The organism is Salinisphaera sp. LB1 (assembly GCF_003177035.1).
Taxonomy (GTDB): Bacteria; Pseudomonadota; Gammaproteobacteria; order Nevskiales; family Salinisphaeraceae; genus Salinisphaera.
In genome coordinates, this window is sequence record NZ_CP029488.1 from 750735 (window position 1) to 773889 (window position 23155).

Sequence of the window (23155 nt, forward strand, 5' to 3'; positions counted from 1 at the left end):
TCGGTCATTCGATCTGCTCTTCGATAGCGTTGCGGAGAAACGGTTCAGGATCGAACGCCTGCAGATAGGCGGTCACCTCGGCGCCCGGCATGGGCCGCGAGAAATAATAGCCCTGCACGCTGTAGCCACCGCTCGCACGGATGACAGCGAACTGATGTGGCGTCTCCACGCCCTCGGCTACGGTCGTCATGTCGAGGCTGGACCCGATGACCAAAATGGCGGAGATCAACGCCTGCGAGCGGGACGAGCACTCACTCTGCACGAACGACTTATCGATCTTGATCTTGGAAAAAGGAAAACTGTTGAGATAGCTGAGCGAGGCATAACCGGTGCCGAAATCATCCAGGGCGATCGACACGCCCATGCGATGCAGCGTCCACAACCGCTCCAGCACATTGGGCGATTGGGCCAGCATCACGCCTTCGGTGATCTCGATCTCGAGCCGGGAGGCCGCCAGCCCGCTATCCTCGAGGGCGGCGACCACGATTCCGATCAGGTCGTCGCTGTAAAACTGCACCGGAGAGACGTTAACCGCCACGGTGAGACCCGGATCGGTCCAACCGGCCGCGTCGGCGCAGGCGTTGCGGATCACCCAGGCACCGATCGCATGGATCTCGCCGATCTCTTCGGCCACCGGAATGAACACGGCCGGCGATACCGACCCGCGTCGGGGATGAGTCCAACGCAGCAATGCCTCAAACCCCAGAATGCGGCCGTCGCAAGTGCAATTCTGCGGCTGATAGACCAGTTCGAACTGGCGCAGCGCGAGCGCCCGCCGCAGATCTATCTCGAGCTGGCGCCTGGCCATCGCCCGGGCCTCGTAAGCCGGTTCGAATACACAATGTCGGCCGCGACCGCGCCCCTTGGCCTCGTACAGAGCGAGGTTGGCATGCTTGAGCAGATCATCCACTGCTGCGGTTCCGTGACCGAACATGGCAACGCCGATACTGGCGCTGATATCGATCTGGTGACCATCGACCAGAAACGGCCGACTCATCACTTCGGTGAGACGATTCGCCAGACTGTGGGCGGCATCCGGCTGGCGCGCATCGGGCTGCAACACGAGGAACTCGTCGCCACCGAGCCGTATCAGCACATCGTCCTCGCGCGTCAGCGCGCGCAGCCGATTCGCCGTGAGCTGCAGTAGCTCGTCGCCCACCGTATGCCCGAGCGTGTCGTTGACCTGCTTGAAGCGATCAAGGTCGATGACCAATACCGCCAACGCCGGCCGCGCGCCGCGCTCGACCAGCTTCGCCAGGCAGCGCTCGTACATCAGTCGGTTGCCGAGCCCGGTCAACGGGTCAAGTTGACCCGCCAATGCGCGTTCGTCGGCGACCGCCCAACCCTGACCGGCGACCACCAGCCTCAGCCCGTCGCAGCGTTCCCCTAGATACAGCGTGACCGGGTCCGCCGCCCGGACATCCAGCGTCAACGCGCCCGCCTCGCTCGCAATCAGCAGACGCTCCAACCGACGCCCGATTTCGGCATCGAGACCTCGCGCCCAGTTCGTTATCGCCAGTGCACCGGAGGCGGTTTCGAGCGCCATCACCTTGTGAAATGCCGGGTTGGCATAAATCACCACGTTGCGATCGTCGAGCAACGCAAGCCCGGTGCCGAGGCGTTCCCAGCACTGCGTTTCGGTCATCGGCCGTTCCAGCTGTAGCGCAACAACATCCATCGCGCTGGCGTATATGACTGAAATATGTATCGGCCGCGTGCGCCTAATGTGTAGAGCACAATCAAATACGGACGCCAAACCGGCCCGCGCTCAGTTCTTCGTCGCCAGCCTGTAGGCGATCACATAGTCGCCCGCTGTCACGCCGAACGTGCCGTGGCCACCGGCGGTCACCAGCAGATACTGCCGGCCCCCGGCTTCATAGGTCATCGGCGTGGCATGGCCGCCGGCCGGGAGTTGCGCCTGCCAGAGCTGTCGGCCGGTCGCCATGGCGTAGGCGCGCACGTAACCGTCCAGCGTGCCCGTTTCGAAGGCCACGCCGCCGGCGGTGGCGATCGGTCCGCCGAGCGCCGGCACGCCCACCGGCCGCGGTCGCGGCAAGACCGGGGTGCGATCGCGCGCGGCCCCGCTGGCATGGCGCCAGGCGATCCGGCGCTTCTGCAGATCGATACCGGCGACGTCGCCCCAGGACGGTGCCTGACAGGGCAGACCGAGTGGCGATATGAACGGCTGGGTCTTCACGGCATACGGCGCGCCCGTATTCGGCTGCGGCCCCTCGGTCCCGGAACCGGTCTTTTCCTGTCGTTTCGCCGGCTCACGCGGCACCAGCCGGCGCACGAAGGCAAGGTCCGTGGGCGCGATGAACAGACTCTGATCCGCCGGATCGACAGCCACGCCGCCCCAGTTCATGACGCCGGCGTTGCCGGGATACGAAATCGAGCCCTTGCGCGACGGCGGCGTGAACGGGCCGTCGTAACGCAGCGCGTGGAACCGGATGCGGCACGCCAGTTGATCGAACGGCGTGACGCCCCACATGTCGGCACCGGTCAGCCGTGGTGGCAGGAAGTTCAACGCCGAATGCGGCTGGGTCGGCGCGGTATGGACACCGGCCACGGCGTCCTGCGGCGCGGGCCGTTCGTGGATCGGCACCACCGGCTTGCCGGTCACCCGATTGAACACATACAGCTGCCCCTGCTTGGTCGGCTGGATCACCACCGGCTGCATGCCCTGGTGCCGTGTGGCCATATCGGTCAGCACCGGCTGGGCCGGCGGACCCATGTTCCAGAGATCGTGATGGGTCAGCTGCCGGTGCCAGGCCACCTGCCCGGTCTTGACATGCAGCGCGACCAGCGACGCACTGTATTTTTTGTCCGCGGCCGAGCGCTGGCCGCCGAACTGACCGGGCCTGGCATTGCCGACCGGCAGGTACAGCAGGCCGCGCTTGAGGTCGGCGCTCATCGGTGCCCGGACGTTCGGCGCGTTGCGCGTGTCGCGCTGGCTCGGCCCGGTCGGATTGCCGGCGTCCCAGCGCCACACCTGCTTGCCCGTCCTGGCATCGTAGGCGCGCACCACGCCCGAGGGCTCGTCGGTCGAACCATTGTCGATGACGCGGCCGCCGACGATCACCAGACCGTCGGCCACCACGGGCGGCGAGGTCGAATAATAGCCGCCCGGCTTGAGCGGACGCTGGTGTCGGGCCAGATCGATCTGGCCGTCTTGGCCGAAATTCGCGCAACGCTGGCCGGTATCGGCATTGATCGCGATCAGGCGCGCATCCGCGGTTGGCAGGAATATCCGGCGCGGACAGGTCTGTGCCACCGGCGCGTTCTGGGTGTTGTTCTTGTCCGCGACCGGCTTGACGTCGGCGGCCCCGTCTTGTTTCGGCTCGCTGGCGGCCTGATACGCCACGCCGCGGCAGGTCATGCGGGCCCGGCCCGGGGAATTTTTCGCGCTCTGCTGCCTGAGCTGCGTGTTGTAGCGCCAACGGATGCGGCCGGTTTCGGGATCGAGTGCCAGCAGCTTGCTGTGCGGCGTGCAGACGTAGAGCGTGTGATTGACCTTGAGCGGCGTGTTCTCGTCGGTGCGCCCGGCCGCATCGTGCGCCCCGGGCCGATCCCCGGTCCGGATCTTCCAGGCCACCTTGAGCCGGCCGACGTTTTTCGTGTTGATCTGATCGAGCCGCGAGTAATGCGTACCGGCATCGGTGCCGCCATAGGACGGCCAATCCACCCCGGCGGCGTATGCCGGTTTCACCGGATGATCGCGATGGGCCGGGATCCGGCCGGTCAGGCTGCCGGGATCGGGCGTGAACTGGCTGCCGACGGCGAGCCCGAAGACCGCCAGCACCGCGACCGCCAAGGTCGGGGTAGCCAGGCCATTGCCGGCTCGCCGCCGGCGCGCGGCCAGCGGCCGGCGAATCCACGGCAACAGCAGGATCGCGCCGATCACGGCCCATAGCGGCAGCCGCGGCACTAGCGCCCACCCAAAAAAGCCGATCTCGTAGACCGACCACACGGTCGAAGCCATCAGAATCAGGCCGTACAAGCCGAGTGCGGATGAACGCGCGGCGATGAACAGCACGCCGTCGAGCGCGAGCGCCGCCCCGGCGATGGCGTAGTACGCCGAGCCGCCGACCATGACGAGCTTGATGCCGCCGGCGAGCAGAGCCAGACCGGCCAGCAGCAGGACGAGGCCGATACACACCGGCAGGAAACGTGACGGCAGGCGTTGGTCGGTGTCGTTCATGAGGTCATCCCGAGGGCGATGCAATCGCGCGCGCGCCGAACCAGCGCCGGGCGGCACCATCTACGACCCGGGCCCGAGCCTGTCGACCGGCAACGGGTATCACGCCTGATTCGACGTTTGTCGAAGGCGGCGGACACGCTGTCGCACCCATTCGTCAAGCGTCGACTTTTCACTTAGTAAACACAGGTATATGATCGCAAAATCGTTGTCGCCCCCTGTTAACAAACCACGCGAAAGAAGATCGATGCGTCGCCCCCTCATTCTGGCCCCGATCCTGCTCATCGCCGCCCTTGCCGGCTGCCAGTCCGATAGTTCGATTTCCGCTTCCTCGCCCGAGGTGTCGCCTTGCAACCGGCTGCGCAACATTAATGTGCCGGCGCAGGGCTTCGACGACACCGCCCATTCGCTGGTGCACACCACCGGCTGCTTCATCAAGACCGACCTCGCCGACACCGGCTCGATCCACGTGGCTGCAGTATCCGGCCACCTGTCGATCGCTGCGGCGCTGTCGCGGGCGCTGGCGCCGACCCAGCTGCAGGTGACTCAGAACGGCGACACGCTGATCGTGCATTCCTGAACCGGCAACCGGGTTTGGGGCCTGTTGCCGTTTCGTGCGAGTCCGCGCCTGCCCGCCCGCGGCCTCGACCTGTGCGGCCGTGGCCAGCGTCAAAGCAAAGCGGCGGCCCAGCCCGCTGCCCGCGCCGGTTACCAGCGCGCCCCGGTCATCCAGACGAAAATTGTCCAGCACCGCGCCTCCCGCTTGTCATGTTCAGATCCCGAACGTGAGGCGTTGCCGCAGGCTCGTGCAAGCATCGCGCGCTCGGCGCATCAATCGAGGGTCTCGCGTGCGATGCGCACGATGCGCTCGCGCAGCCAGCGATGCGCCGGGTCGTGATGATCGAGCGCGCCCCAGGCGATGCCGACCTGGAACTCGGGCAGTTCGACCGGCGGGTCGAGCACGGCAAGGCCGAGATGACGCGCCTGATAACGCGCGATGCGCGCCGGCAGGGTCGCGATCATATGGCTTTCGGCCACCAACTGGCGCGGCAATTGATAATGCCGGGTGAGCACGCTGATCTCGCGCGCCAGGCCGCGATCGGCCAGCACCTCGTCCAGGCGCGATAGGCCGATGCCGGTCTGGGTGATCAGAATATGCCGCTGGGCCAGGAAGGCCTCCAGCGTGAGTTCGCCGCCGGCGGCCGTTAGCGCCGGATGGTCGCTGCGAATCAGGCAGGCCAGCCGGTCCCGCCACAGCCGCTGGTGGTGAAAATTGGCGGGCAGCTGGCCGAACTGGTTGACCAGGACATCGGCCTCGCCGCGCTCGATCTGGCCGATGGCGTCGCCCGAGGCCGACAGGATATTGAGCGCAATGCCGGGCGCCTCGGTTTCCAGCACCGCGACCACATGCGGCATCAGCACCGAAGCGGCATAGTCCGTGATCAGGATGGTGAACAGGCGCTCGGCGGTGGCCGGATCGAACGCCCGGTTGGGCGCGATCGCGGCTTCCATCTGGGCGAGCGCGTTGCGCACCGGGCGCTGCAACTGCTCGGCGCGAGCCGTGGGCTGCATGCCGCCGGCGGTCCGCACCAGAATCGGATCGCCCAGCAGCTTGCGCAGACGCTTGAGCGCGTTGCTCATGGCCGGCTGGGTGATGTTCATGGCCTCGGCCGCCCGCGTGACACTGCGTTCGCGCAGCAGCGCATCCAGCATCACCAGCAGGTTGAGATCGACGTCGCGAATATTCATCGGATGAATATAACGGGCCGCGGGCGCGCCACGCGAGACCGCCCGGATCGCGACTCTGGCCTCGGGGCCTGGTGTATTCATGACCCGCCCGCCGCCCCCTGTCGCGGCATCGAATGGGTGCATTGATCCACCGCCGACCGCAGAATAGCCCGCTCGCTCATCCACGCTGGCGTCCATGACCGATTCACGCTCTGCGACCGAGCCGGCCGCGCGCCGGCTGCTGACCCTGACCGGCCTGCTGCTGGTCGCCCTGAATCTGCGCCCGGCGCTGACCAGCGTATCGCCGGTGCTCACGCGTATCGGCCACGATCTGGGTCTGGCCTCGGCCGGCCAGGGGCTGCTCACCACCCTGCCTGTGCTCTGCCTCGGGCTGGCGGCCCCGCTGGCACCGCGTCTGGCGCGCCGCGCGGGGCCCGAGCGCGCCGTGCTCCTAGTGCTGATCGCACTGGCGCTGGCCATACTCGGGCGGCCTTACAGCGGCGAGGCCGGGATGTTTATCGGCACCGCACTCGCCGGCGGCTGCATCGGTGTGCTGGGCGTACTGCTGCCCGGGCTGGTCAAGCGCGATTTCCCGAATAACGTCAGCGTGATGACCGGCCTGTACACCATGTCGCTTTGCCTGGGGGCCTCGCTGGCGGCCGGCGCGACGGAGCCGTTGCGGCTCGTGTTTTCCGGCGCCTGGCGCCCAGCGCTGGCGTTCTGGCTGGTGCTGGCCGTGATTGCGGCCGTGGCCTGGATCGCGCAGATGCACGCCGTGCGCAAGCCGGCCGCGCCGTCGGGCGGGCCGCGCCGCGTGCATCGCGATCCGCTGGCCTGGCAGATCACGGCCTTCATGGGGCTACAGAGTTCGCTGGCCTATACCGTGTTCGGCTGGCTGCCGACGATTCTGTCGGATCGCGGCATGGCCGCCGTGTCGGCCGGACTCGCACTGTCGGTGTCGATTCTGGTGCAGCTGGCGAGCGCGATCATCGCGCCGGCGATCGGCGCCCGCATGCGTGATCAGCGCGCGGTACTCACCACCGTCATGCTCACCACGTTGATCGGCCTGGGCGGCTGTCTGTATGCCCCGATCGGCAGCATCTGGTTCTGGGTGGTCGTGCTCGGGCTCGGTCAGGGCGGCACCTTCAGCATGGCGTTGACGCTGCTCGCGCTGCGGGCACCGAATGCCGAAACCGCCGCCGAACTGTCGGGCATGGCCCAGGGTGTGGGTTATGTGCTGGCTGCGCTGGGCCCGCTCGCGGTGGGCCTGATTCACCAGTTCTTCGGCAGTTGGTCGGCGGTCGGCGTGCTGGTCGGGCTGATCGGACTGGCGGCCATTGCCGCCGGCCTGGGCGCGGGGCGCGATCGCCTGGTCACGGCGCACCACTGAACGGCGCACGCCGCTATCGGCCGATTCTGCCGCGCGCTTCGACCGTCAAGATGACAGGCGCCGGGCGACCGGGCCTCGTGCCGAAACCATCCGGCGACGTAACCCGCTCAGCCGGGCACGCGCCATTCGTATCTGATGTCTTGCGCATCGCCGGCCGCGAACGACCACAGGCTGTCATCGGAGGCGGCCGCGATCGACAGCCGGCCCCGCGGCAGGAACACGCCGGTATCGAGCCAGCGGGTATTGCCGCAGGCCACGGCCGACGGCATCGGCGTATGGCCGAAGAACACGCGATCGATGCCGGCGACATCGATCTCGCCACGTGGGCGCCGTCCCTCGACCTTGCCCAGAATCTTGCCCGCCCGATCGCGGCTCCACAGGGCGTACTGCAGTATCGACGACCCGGCGGCAGCATCGGCGATGGCGGCCGTGGTGGCCGGCCAGCTCGCCGCCGGCACATCGGCATGGAGCAGCCCGATCTGCCGGCCATCGGCCAGCTCCACAGCCAGCGCGTACGGCAGTGCGGCGAAGGCCGCAAGCAATGGGCGGGCCCGGTTCTCGTCCAGGCTTTCGAACCAATGCCCGCCATTCTGGTACCAGAGCGCGCGCGCCGCCGGGTCGGCCGCGTCGCCGCCCACACCCACGGCATCCAGCATCATCTGTTCGTGGTTGCCGCGTACGGCGAAGAACCAGGGCTGACGCAGGAAATCCGCCGCGCGGTGGCTTTCCGGTCCCCGGTCGACGAGATCGCCCACCGACAGCAAGCGATCGCGATGGATATCGAAGCCGAGATGCGACAGCGCGGCTTCCAGCACTGGGAAATAGCCATGGATATCGCCGACGATATAATCCTCGCCCCGGGTGTTCGGCGGTAGCCGTTGGATACGTGACGCACTCTGCATGGACCAAGCATCCCATGCCCGGCCCCGGCGCGTGAAGAGACGCCGGCCCAGGGCGCGTCCGGGCGCGTAATGTTGCCGCATCGCGCCGGTTACGGGCCAGCCGACGCGAGACAAAACCGGCCGCCTCGCCGGCGGCCGGTTTGATTCAAGCGCTAATGCGCTGGCTTACGGCGAGACCTGCTTGGTCGGCATGACCAGGATTTCCTGGGCGTTGACGTGGCCGGGCTGGGCGAAGGCATAGACCAGCGAACTGGCGATGTCCTCGGGGTGCAGCGCATCGACCTTGTCGCGGCGCTCCTGCATGGCCTCCTCGCTCACGTTGAAGCCCCAGTTGGTATAGACCGCCCCGGGTTCGATCAGCGATACGCGGATACCGTCGCCACCCAGCTCCTTGCGCAGGGTGTCGTGGAAACCGACCACGGCGAACTTGGTCGCGCAGTAGACCGACCAGCCGGGCACGCCGAAGCGGCCACCGACACTCGAGACGGTCGAGATCATCGGCGCCTCGCGCCCCTTCATCAGCGGGATCGCGGCCTGGGTGCAGTTGAGAACGCCGTACAGATTGGCGTCGATCTGCTTCTTCCATTCCTCCGGCTTGGACTCGGCGAACGGGTCGTTGTAGCCGACACCGGCGTTGTTGAACATCAGATCCACCGCGCCGTAGTCGGCCTTGATGCGCTCGAACAGCCGGGCCACGGCCTCGGCATCGCCGACATCGGTGGGCATGGCGCTCGCCTTGGCGCCGAGTTCCTCGGCGAGTTTTTCGATCTTGTCGGCGCTGCGCGCGACGAGGATGACTTGGGCGCCTTCGGCGACCAGCGCCCGCGCCGTGGCTTCACCGATGCCGCTGGAGGCGCCGGTGATGACACAGATATTGTCGGTCAGATCGCGATATTGCATTGGCAGGGATCCTTTAATCGGCCACGCGTCATGGCGCGGCCATTGAAGTGTTGACCCTCAGAACCTTGCGCGCGATCGACTTTTTTCAAGTCTCGGCTTCGACCAGCGTCAGCCGCTCGTAGTCCTTGACGATGCGCCCGGCTGCGATCACACGCCCGTGGAACGCGGCATACACGCCGGGCGCGACCAGGCGTGCGGCCATGACGGCCTGGGCCACGTTCTGGGCGGCATCGCTGTCGGCCACGCGATACGGTCGCATCGCGCCGGTGAGCACGATCGGGCAACCGGGGCCATCCAGGGCTTCGGCAAGCGCCTCGGCCGTGCGCGCCAGCGTATCGGTGCCGTGGGTGATCACGATGGCATCCGCGTCATCGGCCGCCAGGCTGTCGCGCACCGCGGCCACCACCTCGGCGCGCTCGGCCTCGCCCATCGCCAGTGAGTCGATCGACATCACGCGCCGGACCTCGATCTGCACGTCGGGCTGATCAAGGCCTGCTAGCAGGATTTCGATCACGGGCATATCCAGCGTCAGCGCGCCGGCCGTGGCGTCGTAGCTTTTCTCTATGGTGCCGCCGGTGGCCAACAGCACGATCCGAAACGGCGAGCGCGATGAAACGTTCATATTGAATGCCCGAAACAGCGGAAATCCCCAGTCTACCGCCGACATCGATGGCATCGGCACCGCAACATGCGAAACTGACCGCGAACCGTCGACTCTTCGAAGCGACACCGCGCCCGCCGGATCGCAAGGCGCCGGCTTGGGGAGCGCGCAGACGTCGCCCGGCCGTAGGGCCGCTGCTTGGATTTGCCCGGGGACAGACAACTTGGCATCGATCTCACATTCGTCCGTCAGCCGCTTCGAGCGCTGCGTCTGGTGGGCTGCCGCGCTGTTCATGTCGCTGTTCTGCACCGCAGTCCAGCTATCGATCACCGCACCGTACCGCCTGACCAGTTTCGCCCGCATGACGCATTTCACCGCGGTGGAGCCGTTCCAGCACCGGGTGTTGATCCCGGCCCTGGCGTCCGCCATCGAGCATCTGGCCCCGCTCGGACCGCACCTGGTATTCGGCCTGCTGGAAGTGGTGGCCTGGATGGCCCTGATCATGCTGGCCTACCGCGCGGTCGAACGTTTCGGCATCGCCGAGGCCGAAGCGCTCAAACGCCTGCTCGCACTTTCGATTGTCCTGCCGCTGGCGATCGTGGTTCTCATGCCCGATCTGCGGGTCTGGCCGCTGATCTCGCTCGGCGGCGGCACCCTCGACCTGGGCAACTGGAGCGCGCGCACGCTGTTCTATTATCCCTACGACCTGCCGGCCGCCGCCTTCACCCTGGCCCTGCTGCTGGCGGTGGCCGACTGGGGCGATCGCCCGGAATGGCGGCGCCTGGGCGGATTCGCGATCCTGTTCGCGCTGGCAACCGTCAATCGCGAGACCACGCTGTTCGTTATCCCCATGGCCGCGCTGATGCTCGCCGGGCGGCTGCCGATGACGCGGCTCGCCGCGCTGCTCGGGCTGATGCTGGCGTTGTATGCCGCGGTCCAGTGGCCACTGCACTGGCTTTTCTCCAACCAGCCGAATCCGCACGCCGCGCTCGGCGACACCCAGTACGAGCTGCACATCACGGAAAACCTGCGGCTGCTGTCGCATCCGGCTTATCTGCTGACCGAGCCGGTCCGATTCGTGGGCGGCTGCTGGCTGGTGGTGGTGCTATGGTGGCGCTGTATCGAGCGCCGCCTGCAGGCGGCGATCCTCGGCCTGGCCGTGCCGCTGATCCTGCTCGGCATCGTGGTCGGACGCATCGCCGAGCACCGCATCTTCATTGAGGCCGTGCCCCTGTTCTGGCTGGCCGGTCTGCAGGCCATCCGCGGCCGGCTCGCGGCGGAGGTCACGCCGCCCCGATAGCGTGTCGATCAGCCGGCCAGCGCCTCGAACACACGCGCCACCGCCTCGGCGCCGGGGTCGACCACGCCGGTCAATGCCTCGTCACGGACATAAGCCGCCCGACCGGCACCGGCATGGCCCATGTCGGCCGTGGCATCGGCGCCGGCGCGCGCCGCTTGCGCCGCGTCGCCGAGCGACCCGCCATCGGCCAGCGCCTGTGCCGCCGGGACGAGCGCATCGAGCATGGTGCGATCACCCGGTCGCGCGCTGCCGTAGTCCTGCATGCGACCGATACCGGCCGCCAGCGCCGCGCCGAAGGCATTGCCGTCGCGCAGGGCCGCGGCGGTCGCGGTGAACAGGATCGACAGCAACACGCCGGACGAGCCGCCCATGTCGCGCGCCAGCAGATCGCCGATTTCGTCGGCCAGCAACGCCGGCTCGCCGGTGGACAGGCGATCATCATCCAGCGCGCCGCGGATCGCCGTGCCGCCTCGATTGAAGGCGGTGCCGGTATCGCCGTCGCCGGCCGCGGCGTCCAGATCGTCGAGCTCGGCGCGGGCCGCAGACAGGGCATCGGTCGCCGCCCGGATGCGATCCGCGCGCGCCGAATCACGCCCGCCGGCGCCGGGCGCCTTGTGCTCGCTGACGGTCGGCACGAAGGTCTCGGGCGCGGCCACATCGCACAGCCCGGGCCAGCCGATGGCGGCCACCGGGCTGGCCAGCGCGGCCCGTACGTCATCGTCGATCGGCAGCAGTGTGATCGAGAAGCCGTGCATGTTCATGGAACTCATCACCGGTGCCGGTACCACCGCCGCGCGCACTCGATCGGCCGGCAACCGGGCCAGCACTTCGTCGCTGAGCACCGCCATCTCCTGGGTCGAGCAGCCGCCCAGGTTGTTGATCAGGACCACCCAGCGCGCATCGCCGCCATGACGCGCCTCGGCGGCCTCGATCAGCGGCTCCAGCGCCAGCCGGACGGCATCGGCGGCGTTCTCGGGCGCGACTTCGCGCACGCCCGGCTCGTTGTGGATGCCGAGCCCCAGCTCCGGCGAACGAGGCTCGCGCTTGCCGCCGGGCAACGTCGCGCTGGACAACGACAGGCCGATCGAGACCAGCCCGTCGATGGTCGTCTGCGCGGCACGCGCCACGGTGTCGAGATCAGCACCGGCCGCGGCATGGTGGCCGGCGATCTTGTGCACCAGCACCGTACCGGCCAGCCCGCGCGCGCCGACGTTCGCCGGCAGCGAGATGTCGTCGGCCACGATCACGCTGCGCACGGTGTAGCCCTCGCGGGCGGCGCGCTCGGCCGCGAGGCCGAAGTTGAGCCGGTCGCCGGTATAGTTCTTGATCACCAGCAGACAGCCGGCCGGCCCGGTCACTTCGCGGATCGCGGCCAGCACGGCCTCGACGCTGGGCGAGGTGAACAGGTCACCAGCGATGGCGGCGGCCAGCATGCCGTGGCCCACAAACCCGGCGTGGGCCGGCTCGTGACCCGCACCGCCGCCGGAAACCACCGCCACCCGGCTGTTGTCGAAATCGCGATCCACGATCAACCGCATGCCGGACGCCCGCTCGCTCACGCGTACCGGCGCGATCCGGGCCAGCCCCGACAAGCCATCGTCGACCACGTCATCGGCGGCATTGAAGAAGAAATCCATGGCCGGCTCCCGAGTGTTGTCTGCTGAAAGCCTACCGCGGTAGAGGCCGCCGAGCCCAGCCGGCGTTGATGGCGAGCGCGCCGCCGATGATCGCCGCGCCGATCGCCAGTCGGAGCAGATCGGCATCGCGATTCCAGATCAACAGATTCACCACCAGACCGGCCGGGATCAGGGCATTGTTCATGACCGCGAGCGTGCCGGCATCGACCCTCGCCACGCCGCGATTCCAGGCATAGTAGCCGACGCCCGAGGCCGCGATCCCGAGCCAGAGCAACACGCCCCACTCGACCGGCGTGTCCGGCAGGGCCGAACGGTCGCCGAACAGGGCGAAGCCGAGCGCGGCCACCGGCCAGGCGCCGGCGAAGAACCAGCCGAACTGGCGATGCAGCGGCACGGCAGCAGACAGTCGCGGCGCCAGTCGCCGATAGCCCACCTGACCGATCGCGAAACACAGGTTCGCCCCCTGCATGAGGGCAAAGCCGAGCCAGACGTTTTCGCCGACGTCGGTGTAGCGGATCACGCCCGCCCCGGCGACGGCCAGCACCGCCACCAGCAGATAACGCGGCGCGAACCGGCCGGCCAGCAGATCATCCAGCAGGGTGATGTAGATCGGGGTAAGAATCGAGAACAGCAGAACCTCCGGCACCGACACGAACAGAAACGACTGATAGAAGAACAGATACATCAACCCGATCTGGACCGCCCCGACCGCCATCAACCCCAGCGCGGGCCCGCGCCCGGTGGCGCGCGGTCGCAGCATCGGCGCAAACACGGCCAATGCCAGCGTGATGCGTGTCAACACGGCAAAATAGGCATCCACCTGGCCGGCCAGATAGACCCCGATCAGGCTGAAGGAAAACGCCCAGAGAACGGTGACGGCAACGAGATAGCTCATGACGATCGCAGCGACGGCAGAAGACGGAACAAGCGACGCGATTATACGGACCTGGCAGCGGCTGCCCGGTCTGCGCGCACTGTCGTTCGTCGCCGAGCCGGGCGCGGCCTCGCAGACCGGCTGGCGCGGCGCCGGCCGCGCCGAGATCACGGCCGTGCCCGACGGCGACGCCTGGCGCCTGACCGAGCGCGGCCGGTTCTTACCCGCGGGCGCGGCGCGCCCGGTGGCGTTTCATAATGTCTATCGCTGGGTGCGGGCCGACAACGGGCTGCGGCTCTACCACGAGCGCTTCGGCGCCGCCGCGGTCGTGTTCCTGTTCGAACTGGTGGCCGACGGCGGGCGGCGCCTGGTCTGCCGACAACCCCATATTTGTGTTGACGATGTCTATCGCGGCACGCTCGAACTGGTCGACGATGGCTTCGATCTGGACTGGTCGATCAGCGGGCCACGCAAGGACGAGCATCTGCACTATCGCTATCGCGCGACGCCGATCGCGCCGAACGACGAAATCTGCCATGACCGATAACCACAGCACACAACGCATCACCACCGACCCCGTGACCACGACCGTCATCGTGAGCGTCGACACACGGCTGATCGCGCACACCCGCCGCGCCGTGTTGCTGACCGAGCGCGGCTACCGACCGAGGCTGTACCTGCCGCGCGGCGATATTGCCGCCGGCGTGCTGGTCGATTCGGATACGCGCACGCATTGCCCCTACAAGGGCGACGCCCGTTATTTCCATGTGACGGTCGACGGACAGCGCTACACCGATGCCGCCTGGTCCTACGACGAGCCGCTCGCCAGCGTGGCGGCGATCTCCGGCCGGGTGGCGTTCGACCATCCGGCGATCCGGGTCGACCAGCGCGGCTGAGGCCATCGCACGGGCAGGGCCGTATACTCGGCCGGGTTTCGCCCGCCAACCGGGAATCATTATGTGGGTCACCGTCATCCTGATCGCGATCACCTGCGCGGTCTCGATCACTTGCTTTTCCAACGCGCGCCTGCTCGATCGGCTGCTGCTCTGGCCGCCGGCGGTGGGCCGCGGCGAATACTATCGGCTGCTGACCAACGCCTTCGTGCATGCCGATGGCGCGCACCTGGCCTTCAACATGATCACGCTGTTCTTCTTCGGCCGCGTGATCGAGGGCTTTTTCGAGCGCTATATCGGGGCGACCGGCTTCGTCGCCTTCTACCTGGCCGCCGCGGTGGTTTCGACGGTGCCGAGCTATCTGCAGCACCGCAACGACTCGCGCTATCGTAGCCTCGGGGCCTCGGGCGCGGTATCGGCCGTGCTGTTCGCCTTCATCCTGCTGGCGCCCTGGTCGACGATCTATGTGTTCGTGGTGCCGGTGCCGGCGATTCTCTACGGCGTGCTGTTCACCGCCTATGGGCTGTATGCCAACCGGATCGGACACGACCACATCAACCACAGCGCGCATCTGTGGGGCGCGGCCTTCGGCGTGGTGTTCACGCTGATCATGGAACCGCGTCTGGGGCCGCTGTTCCTGGCGCAGATCACCTCGCCCGGCGCGCAGTTCTGACATGCGCGTCATCTTCTGGCTGGCCGCGATTGCCATCGTCGTGTTGCTGATACGCGCGCGCTGGCAACGCTGGCAGCGGCGACGGCGCGGCGAGCCGGAACCGGTCCAGCAGGGCCCGCGCACGATCACGCTGGTGGTCATCGCCCTGCTGCTGGTCTACGGCCTGCTGATCGGCTATCGCTTGTTCGTCGGCGACTGGAATACGCTTCATTGAGCATGGGCGCGATGCGCCGAGGCCCACATCTCGTGCTGGCCGGCGCCGGCCATGCCCACGTGGAACTGTTGCGCCGCCTGGCAACGCGGCCGACGCTGCGCGACGCATTTGCCGCCGTCGACCTGATCGAGCCGGAACGCCACATGGCCTATTCCGGCATGCTGCCGGCGACCGTGGCCGGGCACTACGCGCGCCACGAGATGCAAGTCGATATCGGCCGGCTCGCGCGGCTTGCCCAGGTGAAGCGGTACCGCACGCGGGTCACGCAGATCGATGCCATCGCCCGCACAATCACCCGCGCCGACGGCACGCGCCAGTGCTATGACCTGCTGGCGCTGAATATTGGTGCCGTACCGCGATCGATCGCCGGCGATCATCACGCGCATGTGGTGCCCGCCAAGCCGGTGACCGCGCTCTGGCGCGGGCTGTCGGCAACCGAACGCCGGCTCGACGCCACCGACCGGGCACTGGAGATCGCGGTCATTGGCGGCGGCACGGGCGGCGTCGAACTGGCGCTCGCGCTGGCGTATCGGTGGCGTCATCGGCGGCCGGCGCCGCGCATCGCGTTGTACCATCGCGGCGACGCGCTGCTCGGTCGCGGCGAACGGGCCGCGGCGGCGGTGCTGGCCGATGCGCTGTTCGATGCCGGTATCGCGCGCCATGGCGGCACGACCATCGCGCGCATCACCCCGGGTACGATCGCGAGCGCCGACGGCCGCGAATTCGTCGCCGATGCGGTATTCGTGGCCACCGGCGCCGCGGTGCTGCCCGGCCTGGGCATGCGCGGCCTGGCGCGGGACGAGCGCGGCTTCATCCGGGTCAACACGCGGCTCCAGGGCGTCGACGCGCCCGGCGTGTTCGCCGCCGGCGACATCGCCAGCCTGCCGGTGCCCCGGCCCAAATCCGGCGTGTACGCCGTCCGCGCCGCGCCCGTGCTGGCCGACAATCTTGAGCGTGCGGCAACCGGCCGGCCCCTGCGCGAATTCCGGGCGCAACGCCGGGCGCTCGCCCTGATCGGCTTGGGTACGCGCCGCGCGGTCGCTGCCCGCAGCTGGCCTTTGGCCCCCACCGGCTACGCCGTATGGCGACTCAAGCAGGCAATCGACAAGCGCTTCATCGCCCGCTACCACGCCGGGGAAATCGCTCGCATCATGCATCGGTCGGGCGTATAATACGTCGCCGAAGCGCTCCCTTCGTCTAGCGGTCCAGGACGTCGCCCTCTCACGGCGAAAACACGAGTTCGAGTCTCGTAGGGAGCGCCATTGCCCACGGAATGCCCAGATGAGTGTGCGCTCGGTTTAGCGCCGCTCGCGCTTTGTTAATGGGCATCAGCCACACACCCGTGCCAATATGCCGCACCTGGTTACCCACCGCCCGCGCGTTTCCAATCTTGGCACGCGAGACCAGGCCAGTTCGTCGCACAAGGTTTGGGAGACGATCAACGCCTTCAGCTACAAGCTGGGCGGCCTGACGTTTGTCGGCGGCAGCATCTTCTTCTTCCCGGCGCTGTCGGAGTATCTACTCGCAGGCGACTGGCTGTTCTTCGCCGGATCGTTGTTGTACCTGCTGGTCACCGGACATGACTTGCTTGAGGTGATCAAGTACTGGCGCCAGCACGAAACCGAAACGTTTTCCGGTTACATTGAATTCGTAGCAGCCTGGTCTTATGTCCTCGGATCGGCGCTTTTCGTGGTCGGCAGCCTGTGCTTCCTACCCTCGCTGGACGCCGTGCTGCTCGGTGCCTGGTGCTTCATCATCGGCTCGGTGCTGTTCGTCATCGGCGGCCTGGTCAACATTCTGCAAGTTGTGGAAGCACCGTCGCTGCTTTATATGCAGCTGTTCAACCTGACCGTGGCGCTGTTCCTGATCGGTTCGGCCTTGTTCACGGTGGCTTCGATTCCCTATCTATGGGATCTATCCGGCGCCGTGAAGACCCAGATCACCGCGTTTGCCGCGGCGCAGTTCCTGTTTGCGAGCGTGCTGTTCTTCCTCGGCGGCGTCGCCACCTACTACCGCAAGCTGGTACATGAAGAGCTCGAGGTGTTCTGCCACGCCAGCGGTCTGGGCACCATGTTCATCCGCGGACTGCAAAAAGAGATCAGTCAGAAGGGCCAGCTCGGCAAGACCTACAAAGCCGGCTAGGGGCTGTTGCCGTTTCGTACACGTGCCGCGCTGGAGACCGCAAATCCGTCGAGACAAGACGCGCAACGCCGTATCGGGGGATTTGCGGCCCAACCCTACGGGACAAGCGCTGTATTGCCGCAAAACAGCGCTTGGCACGGACGCGCACGAAACGGCAACAGGCCCTAGACCGGCTCATCGACAACCGGCGCGCGCTGCTCGCCCACCAGCCGGGCGCTGATGCGGCGCAGCTCGGGCAGTTCGTCGAGCAGCAACTGGAGTTGCCCGGCCACCAGGCGCACAGTGCCTTGACGTTCCGCGCGCAGGCGGGCGAGTTGATCATAGATACGCGCGGCGGCCCCGCCGTCGAACGGCGCCGGCTCCGAGCGGATCAGCCCGTGGGCCACGTGGTCCAACGCTTCGGCAATATGGGCGACCGCCTCTTCCAGGATATCGGCATCGGCCGCGGCCAGCCGCTCGCGGTGCGCACCCAGGGTGGACAGATGCCCGATCAGGGTTTGAGCACAGGCCAGAACGGCCAGCGCTTCACGGCTGTCGGTGCGGGCGCCGTGCGGATCCTTGAGCGCGGTAGCCACATGTGTGCTTACCGCCGCGTCGGCGTTGTGCGCGTCGCGCCGGGCGATTCGATAGGCCAGGTCATCGGTGCGCCCGTGCCGGTATTGCGCGAACAGCAGCCGCAGATAGGCCGCCTGCGCCGCCAGTGCGTCGGCCAGGCGATGATGCAGTTCGCGCTCGCGCCAGTCCGGCAGCACCAGGAACATGACCACGGCCGCCAGGCCGCCGCCGATCAGGGTGTCGATAAAGCGTGGCCAGATCAGGTCGAAACCGTTGCCGATCTGGTTAAACGAGACCAGCACCAGCACGCTGATCGCCGCCGCCGCCGTGAAGTAGTAACGGAAGCGTGCCGCGAAGAAGACCACGCCCGAGGCCACGATCAGCAGCAACTGGACCGGCGGCGCCGGAAACAGCCGCATCAGCGCCCAGCCGATCACAAGGCCCACGACCGTGCCGCCCACGCGCTGCAGGAAACGCGTGCGTGTGGCGCCATAGTCCGGCTGGCACACCAGCATGGTGGTGAGCAGGATCCAGTAGCCCTGGGTCGGATGTACCGCCAGCAGTACGAGATAACCCGCCCACATCGCCAACGACAGGCGCAGGGCATGCCGAAAACGCGCCGAGGCCGGGGTGAGCTGGACGCGAATACGCTGCCAGATCTCCAGTGACGATTGCGGCAAAGGATTCTGCAGCATCGTATCGCCCGGTTCGGCGTCTGCGTTGCCGGCCCCGGTCACGCGCTCGGCCAACCCCCGGAGGTTGTCGGTCACATCGTCGACCGCGTACAGCAAGTCCGCCCCGGGCGCTGCCGTCAGCGTGCGCCGGTAGGCGATGGCCGTGTCGAGATCGGCCACGGCGGTGTCGACCCGGCCATCATCCACGAACGGCTCGTCATAGCGCAGCGCCTCGGCGCGGGCGCCGCAGGCCGCCCCGGTAATGCGCAGCAAGCGCTGGCAGCGGAACAACAAATCGCTGTGGTAGAACGCTTCGGTCAGCGCCTTGTACGGGTAATGGGCGGAACTGGCGCGTTCGTGGATATCCTGGGCAGCCAGATACAGGCGCAGGTTCTCGCTCATGGCCGAGCGCGAACGACGCCCGGCCAGGCGATCCATCAGGGCGAGACGGGTATCGTTGAGCGCGCTGACGACGCGCGCGTTGGCGTAGGCCAGATCGCAGCGGCGCGCGGCCACGTCCAGATCGCGCACCGGCTCGAACAGCCAGGATTTGCAGCGCAGGTAGTCATCGAGCGCGGCATACAGCCGTGCCAGCGACTGACGCACCGGCCGATGCACGAACACCGCGTTCCAGGCCAGCGCCAGCACGCCGTACCAACCCGCGCCCACCACCAGCAACGACGGCTCGACCCAGAACGCCCGCGGCGTGCCGGTATGCTGGGTGACACCGATCATGGTGTAGACCGACAGCAACAAGGTGGCGTTGCCGATGGTCGCGAACCGGCCACTGGCCGCCCCTAGCATGATCAGCACGAACGTGCCCGCCGGCAACGCGAGCGCAAACGCCCAGGGTATGTCGAGCAACGCCTCGACCGTGAGCGCGGCCACCGAAAAACAGATCAGCGTGAGCAGCAGGGCCCGGGCGCGCCGGCGCCAGCTGTCGTCAGTCTCGGCAATGGCGCTGGCGATCACGCCGAGCATCAGCGGAATCAGCTGGTGGGCATCCTCGCGCAGACCGGAATACAGAATCACGCCGGACAGCGCGACCAGCACCCGGATGGCATCGGCGAAACGATCGAACGCCGTGACGCGTTGCAGACGAAACCAGCGCAATGACATTCGTGACCGTCGACCAATGAAAGCGAGTGTAGCGCGGGCGCCAGCGGGCTTCGCGCATGGCGGCATGATCAAGCCGGGCGCCGCATGATCCGCTACACTACGCGACGCATTATACTTTAGTCTAATATCTTGCAGGTTGTTCTATTCAATTTAGCCGCTCTGGTGGGCGCCGCCTCCCAGGGCCTGACCGGTTTCGGCAGCGGCACCCTGATGGTCAGCAGCCTGGTGCTGCTCTATCCGTTTCGCGATGTCGTGCCGGTGGTCGCCGTCGTCGCGCTGGGCACCAATCTGTTGATGATGGTACTGGCCCGGCGCGAATTCGACTGGCGGCGCGGCCCGATCGCCGCGCTGTCGCTTTCGACCGGCGTGCTCGGCGGCGCGCAGCTGCTGGCCATACTGCCGGTGGACGTGCTGCAACGCACGCTCGGCACGGTCATCCTGTGTTACGTGGCGTTGAATCTGTTCCGGACACCGGCGCCCGAACGCATGCCACAGCTGCGCTGGGCCGATGCCTCGGGGCTGGCGGGTTCGTCGGTGTTCGCCGGCGTCATCGTCGGGGCGGTCGGCGTTGCGCCCATTCCGCTGCTGATCTACGTGAATATGCGTTACCCGAAGCGTTATTCGCGCTCGATTCTCACCATGGCGTTTTTGTTGAGCTCGGCCGTCCAGGCGATCATCTACAGTCATCTCGGCCTGCTCACGGCGCATTCGTGGTGGCTGGCCCTGGCCAGCCTGCCAGCTGTACTGATCGGGCTGGCGGCCGGCCACAAGCTGCACTACCGGGTGGACCAGAAAAGCTTCAGCCGTATTCTGGCGCTGGTTTTGGTGCTGCCGGCAATGCGTCTGGTGATTGGCTGAGCGCGCCCTGCCCGTGGCGCCCGCCGGTCAGCAACCGGGTGAAATCCTCGGCCGGCACCGCGCCACTGAACAGATAACCCTGCATCTCGTCGCAGCCCAGCTCGATCACATAGCGCAGTTGTTCGGCGGTCTCCACGCCTTCGGCCACCACCCCGAGCCCGAGGTTGTGGGCAAGCATGACGATCGAGCTCACGATGGCCGCCTGTTGCGGCATCGACGCGCCGAGCTCACGGATGAACGAGCGATCGATCTTGAGCTGCTGGATCGGCAGTTTCTCCAAATACGACAGGCTGGAGTGGCCGGTGCCGAAATCGTCCAGCGCAATATCCACGCCCATGCGAGCGAATCGCTTGAGCGTGCTGATCGCCTCCAGCATGCCCTTGATCGCCACCGATTCGGTGATTTCGAACATCAATGCACGCGGCTCGATGCCGTAACGGTCGAGATAGCGCTGCACCGCGCCGGGCAGCCGGGGATCGCTGACCCGAGCCGCCGACAGATTGACCGAGATCCGCGGCACGACGAGCCCGGCATCACGCCAGGCCCGAATCTGAGCGCAGACGGAATCGAGTACGACCCCTTCCAGTTGGTCGATCTGGCCCGAGCGTTCGGCCAGCGGAATGAAGCGATCCGGCATGATCACACCCCGCTCAGCATCGTGCCAGCGCACCAGCGCCTCGGCGCCGCACAACGTGCCGTTGGCCGGACGATACTTGGGCTGGTAATACACAGTGATCGCGCCGGCTTCGAGCGCCTCGCCCAGCGCCCGCTGTAGTTGAAATTCATCCTCGGCGCGCCGCGCCATCTCCGGGCGATAACCGACGTAGTTGTTTTTGCCGTTGTGCTTGGCGTGATACATCGCACGATCGGCCGCGGTTATCAGCGCCCCCGGGTTGTTGCCGTGATCGGGGAAACGCGACCAGCCGATGCTGGCCGACAGGCCGGGCATGGTGTCGCCGGCCTGGCGAATGGCCAGCAGCAGACGATGCGCCAGCCTGTCGATGTCAGCCGTGCCGTCGACACCGGCCGCCAGCACCACGAACTCGTCACCGCCCATGCGCGCGACCGTATCGTTTTCGTGCATGGTGTCGCGCATGGCGTTCGCCACCCGCTCCAGAACCTCGTCGCCGGCATGATGGCCGAGGTGATCGTTGAGCAGCTTGAAGCCGTCGAGATCGACATAGAACACGGCGAAGCCGCCGCCGCGGCGGCCGGCATATTCGATCTCGCGATCGAGTCGCTCATGCAGCAGCTTACGATTGGCCAAATTGGTGAGCGTATCATGGTAGCTGCTGTGGCGCAGTTGCTCGTTGGCCGTCTGCAACGAGGTAATCAAGTCTGCCGTTTGCGTTTCCAACCGGCGATCGAGCGCCGAAGCCAAAAGGGTGGCCGCCAGCAACACCACCGACAACGAACTGATCAACAGCGCCAACCAGGTCTTGTCGACACCGCCCGCCGCGAGACTCTGACTTGCCAGCGGAAACTGGGCAGCCGCCATGCCGGAATAGTGCATGCCGGCGATGGCACCCCCCAGAAAAACCGCCGCCGCGTTCTTCTTGGTTGCACGCAAACGCTGGCGCACCTCCCGCAGGGCGAACGACAGTCCCAGTGCGGCCGCCGATCCGGTCAGCGCAACCAGGACCGACAGCACCACCCAGACCGGGTCGTAGACGATGCCGGGCTCGATCTGCATCGCGTACATGCCGGTGTAGTGCATGCTCACGATACCGAGTGCCATGAACGCCGAGCCGCCCAGCCAGGCCGCCCGATCCAAGCGCGTCCGGCAAGCCAGCCGAAGCGCCGCGGACGAGGCCGCGACCGCCATGAGCCAGGACAAGGCCGTGGGCACTACCGCGTAACTCATGCGAATGGGCAGCCGCAAGGCGAGCATGCCGATGAAATGCATGGCCCATATCCCGGACCCCAGGATGAGCGCGCCCGCGGCCAGCCAGATCCACGCGTAGCGCCGCTGGGCGGCGTGGACGCGGTCGGTAAGATCGAGCGCGGCATAACCGGCCAGAATCGCAACCGCGATCGACAACAGCACGAGCCCAGGCTGGTAGTGTGACGTCAAAAAATCGGCGGCTTCCATAGAACGACAACTCCCGTATTGAACCGATGTACGGCCCAAGGCCGCGACTTGTTCACGACGACGGCGCATGCCCCCATGCGCGCGTTTCGCGGGGCGTTGTCGTTAATGGCGACCGCACCCGCACAATATGCATCGGCCCGACGTAACGATGCCCGAGCGACCGTTACACGACCGTCCGGCGCGGCGGACCATTAAATTTTATACAAAAAAATGGCCGGCGACCGACGCTTGGCGTTGTGCAGCCCAGGCGAGGGCCTGGGCGCGCCATTCGGCGTTGCCGGGCCCGGCCGTGGCATGGCGACGCTCTTGGCTGACACGCCTTTGGACTGCGACGCGGCGTCGCATGACACCGCCGCAGGCCCTAAACTGACGCCTTCGCAAGCACTCCATTCCGCAACCATCGCC

General features: G+C 67.0%; 20 protein-coding genes and 1 tRNA gene. 11 read left to right on the plus strand and 10 right to left on the minus strand.

Annotated elements, in window-relative coordinates:
• Positions 1–4: 4 nt before the first annotated feature.
• Complete coding sequence (locus SALB1_RS03430) at positions 5–1645, minus strand: bifunctional diguanylate cyclase/phosphodiesterase (RefSeq protein ID WP_109995245.1); 1641 nt, start codon at positions 1643–1645, stop codon at positions 5–7.
• A 123-nt stretch (positions 1646–1768) separates the two neighbouring features.
• Positions 1769–4201 (minus strand): membrane-bound PQQ-dependent dehydrogenase, glucose/quinate/shikimate family, encoded by a 2433-nt coding sequence (locus SALB1_RS03435; RefSeq protein WP_109992583.1) that lies wholly within the window; start codon positions 4199–4201, stop codon positions 1769–1771.
• A gap of 244 nt (positions 4202–4445) precedes the next feature.
• Here SALB1_RS03435 and SALB1_RS03440 point away from each other — a divergent pair, with 244 nt between their 5' ends.
• A complete protein-coding gene (locus tag SALB1_RS03440; protein ID WP_109992584.1) occupies positions 4446–4778 on the plus strand; it encodes a hypothetical protein in 333 nt (110 codons plus the stop codon).
• A 251-nt stretch (positions 4779–5029) separates the two neighbouring features.
• On the opposite strand, the gene SALB1_RS03445 is transcribed toward SALB1_RS03440, so the two are convergent.
• Complete coding sequence (locus SALB1_RS03445; protein WP_255414486.1) at positions 5030–6028, minus strand: LysR family transcriptional regulator; 999 nt, start codon at positions 6026–6028, stop codon at positions 5030–5032.
• A 94-nt stretch (positions 6029–6122) separates the two neighbouring features.
• On the opposite strand from SALB1_RS03445, the gene SALB1_RS03450 reads away from it, so the two are divergent.
• Positions 6123–7316, plus strand: coding sequence for an MFS transporter (locus tag SALB1_RS03450; RefSeq protein WP_109992585.1), 1194 nt, complete (start codon positions 6123–6125; stop codon positions 7314–7316).
• A 107-nt stretch (positions 7317–7423) separates the two neighbouring features.
• On the opposite strand, the gene SALB1_RS03455 is transcribed toward SALB1_RS03450, so the two are convergent.
• From SALB1_RS03455 to SALB1_RS18955, 3 genes are all read right to left on the minus strand, one after another.
• Positions 7424–8218: a metallophosphoesterase gene (locus SALB1_RS03455; protein ID WP_158590603.1), complete on the minus strand. Its 795-nt coding sequence runs from the start codon at positions 8216–8218 to the stop codon at positions 7424–7426.
• Positions 8219–8383: 165 nt separating this feature from the next.
• Complete coding sequence (locus tag SALB1_RS03460) at positions 8384–9118, minus strand: SDR family oxidoreductase (RefSeq protein ID WP_109992587.1); 735 nt, start codon at positions 9116–9118, stop codon at positions 8384–8386.
• 85 nt (positions 9119–9203) lie between these two features.
• Entirely contained in the window at positions 9204–9740 is a 537-nt protein-coding gene (locus SALB1_RS18955) for an asparaginase (RefSeq protein ID WP_158590604.1), read from the minus strand.
• Positions 9741–9942: 202 nt separating this feature from the next.
• On the opposite strand from SALB1_RS18955, the gene SALB1_RS03470 reads away from it, so the two are divergent.
• A complete protein-coding gene (locus SALB1_RS03470; RefSeq protein ID WP_158590605.1) occupies positions 9943–11019 on the plus strand; it encodes a hypothetical protein in 1077 nt (358 codons plus the stop codon).
• Between the two features lie 8 nt (positions 11020–11027).
• On the opposite strand, the gene SALB1_RS03475 is transcribed toward SALB1_RS03470, so the two are convergent.
• Together SALB1_RS03475 and SALB1_RS03480 are read right to left on the minus strand one after the other, a co-directional pair.
• Positions 11028–12656 carry a dihydroxyacetone kinase subunit DhaK gene (locus SALB1_RS03475; RefSeq protein ID WP_109992590.1) on the minus strand — a complete coding sequence of 543 codons (1629 nt, stop codon included), beginning with the start codon at positions 12654–12656 and terminating at the stop codon, positions 11028–11030.
• Between the two features lie 31 nt (positions 12657–12687).
• Positions 12688–13551, minus strand: coding sequence for an EamA family transporter (locus tag SALB1_RS03480; RefSeq protein ID WP_109992591.1), 864 nt, complete (start codon positions 13549–13551; stop codon positions 12688–12690).
• Here SALB1_RS03480 and SALB1_RS18960 point away from each other — a divergent pair.
• From SALB1_RS18960 to SALB1_RS03510, 7 genes are all read left to right on the plus strand, one after another.
• Positions 13550–14077, plus strand: coding sequence for a DUF6314 family protein (locus SALB1_RS18960; protein WP_158590606.1), 528 nt, complete (start codon positions 13550–13552; stop codon positions 14075–14077). The genes SALB1_RS03480 and SALB1_RS18960 overlap by 2 nt on opposite strands.
• A complete protein-coding gene (locus SALB1_RS18965; protein ID WP_158590607.1) occupies positions 14067–14426 on the plus strand; it encodes a DUF427 domain-containing protein in 360 nt (119 codons plus the stop codon). The genes SALB1_RS18960 and SALB1_RS18965 overlap by 11 nt, the downstream gene beginning before the upstream one ends.
• 61 nt (positions 14427–14487) lie before the next feature.
• On the plus strand, positions 14488–15096 hold the full coding sequence (locus SALB1_RS03490) for a rhomboid family intramembrane serine protease (protein ID WP_109992593.1): 609 nt from the start codon (positions 14488–14490) through the stop codon (positions 15094–15096).
• A gap of 1 nt (position 15097) precedes the next feature.
• The gene (locus SALB1_RS03495) at positions 15098–15310 is read left to right on the plus strand and encodes a hypothetical protein (RefSeq protein WP_109992594.1); all 213 of its coding nucleotides are present in this window, start codon (positions 15098–15100) and stop codon (positions 15308–15310) included.
• An 11-nt stretch (positions 15311–15321) separates the two neighbouring features.
• Complete coding sequence (locus SALB1_RS03500; RefSeq protein WP_158590608.1) at positions 15322–16482, plus strand: FAD-dependent oxidoreductase; 1161 nt, start codon at positions 15322–15324, stop codon at positions 16480–16482.
• Between the two features lie 14 nt (positions 16483–16496).
• A tRNA-Glu gene (locus tag SALB1_RS03505) sits at positions 16497–16572 on the plus strand.
• A gap of 88 nt (positions 16573–16660) precedes the next feature.
• Positions 16661–17452 carry a YrhK family protein gene (locus SALB1_RS03510; protein ID WP_109992596.1) on the plus strand — a complete coding sequence of 264 codons (792 nt, stop codon included), beginning with the start codon at positions 16661–16663 and terminating at the stop codon, positions 17450–17452.
• Between the two features lie 164 nt (positions 17453–17616).
• On the opposite strand, the gene yccS is transcribed toward SALB1_RS03510, so the two are convergent.
• Complete coding sequence (gene yccS, locus SALB1_RS03515) at positions 17617–19794, minus strand: YccS family putative transporter (RefSeq protein ID WP_109995247.1); 2178 nt, start codon at positions 19792–19794, stop codon at positions 17617–17619.
• A gap of 168 nt (positions 19795–19962) precedes the next feature.
• Between yccS and SALB1_RS03520 the strand changes: the two genes are divergently transcribed.
• A complete protein-coding gene (locus SALB1_RS03520) occupies positions 19963–20658 on the plus strand; it encodes a sulfite exporter TauE/SafE family protein (RefSeq protein ID WP_255414487.1) in 696 nt (231 codons plus the stop codon).
• Here SALB1_RS03520 and SALB1_RS03525 read toward each other — a convergent pair.
• The gene (locus SALB1_RS03525) at positions 20600–22750 is read right to left on the minus strand and encodes a bifunctional diguanylate cyclase/phosphodiesterase (protein ID WP_158590609.1); all 2151 of its coding nucleotides are present in this window, start codon (positions 22748–22750) and stop codon (positions 20600–20602) included. The two genes, SALB1_RS03520 and SALB1_RS03525, sit on opposite strands and share 59 nt — an antisense overlap.
• Between the last annotated feature and the right edge of the window lie 405 nt (positions 22751–23155).